Genomic DNA, 1,101 nt, shown 5'->3' with positions numbered 1-1,101 from the left:
GGTCAAGTTGCGGGGGTTCCGCATCGAGCTGGGTGAGATCGAAACCGTCCTGGCCGCGCACCCCGGGGTCGGCCAAGCGGTGGTCACCGTGCGGGAGGGTTCACCGGAGGTGCGCAGGCTGGTGGCCTACGTGGTTCCCGAGCCCGGACACGAGGAGGTCCTCGCCGAGGAGCTGAGGTCCTCGGCCGCCCGTGCACTGCCCGACTACATGGTTCCCGCAGCCGTGGTCACCCTGCCCGAACTTCCACTCACCACCAACGGCAAGCTCGACCACTCCCGGCTTCCCGCACCAGATTTCGCCACCGCCAGCGGTCGAACTCCACGTACGCCCCAGGAGTCGATCCTGTGCGACATCTACACCGAGGTGCTCGGACTGCCCGAGGTCAGCATTGACGACAGCTTCTTCGACCTCGGTGGGCACTCGCTGCTCATCACCCGGCTGGTGAGTCGCGTGCGATCGTTGCTGTCGGTGGAGTTGCCGGTGCGGGCGGTGTTCGAGCACCCCACCGTGGCCGGTCTCGCCGAGGTCCTGGCCGGTGGGGGGCGGGTGCGTCCCGCTGTGGTGCCTGTCGAGCGGCCGGCGCGGATCCCGCTGTCCTACGCGCAGCGCCGGCTGTGGTTCCTCCAGCAGCTGGAAGGACCATCGGCCACCTACAACATCCCCTTCGCCCTCCGGTTGCGGGGTGCGCTCGACGAGGAGGCGTTGGGGGCTGCGTTGCGGGACGTCGTCGCGCGGCACGAGGCGCTTCGAACGGTGTTCCCCGAAGTGGATGGGCAGCCCGAGCAGCGGGTGCTGCCGGTGGACGAGGCCCGTCCGCGGTTGTCCGTGGAGGCGGTGTCGGAGGCCGAGCTCCCAGCGGTGTTGGCGGCGGAGGCCGGGACCGGGTTCGACCTGACCCGTGAGCTGCCGCTGCGGGCGAGGCTGTTCGGAGTGGGGGAGCGGCAGTGGGTGTTGTCGGTGGTGTTGCACCACATCGCCGGTGACGGCTGGTCCATGGGACCGCTCGCTCAGGACCTCACCCGGGCCTATGCGGCGCGCACCAGCGGACACGCCCCCGACTGGGAGCCGCTGCCCGTGCAGTACGCCGACTACACGCTGTG

The 1,101-nt window shown here is 70.1% G+C and carries 1 protein-coding gene; it reads left to right on the top strand.

Annotated features, from left to right (window positions below):
* Window positions 1-1,101: condensation domain-containing protein (locus ACTIDRAF_RS31595; protein WP_039789962.1), on the top strand; the 1,101-nt coding region annotated here is incomplete at both ends.

The sequence above is a fragment of the Actinoalloteichus spitiensis RMV-1378 genome (genome assembly GCF_000239155.1).
Lineage (GTDB): Bacteria > Actinomycetota > Actinomycetes > Mycobacteriales > Pseudonocardiaceae > Actinoalloteichus_B > Actinoalloteichus_B spitiensis.
The sequence above is the reverse complement of the archived record's forward strand: the minus strand, read 5'-3'. Positions and strand labels throughout refer to the sequence as shown.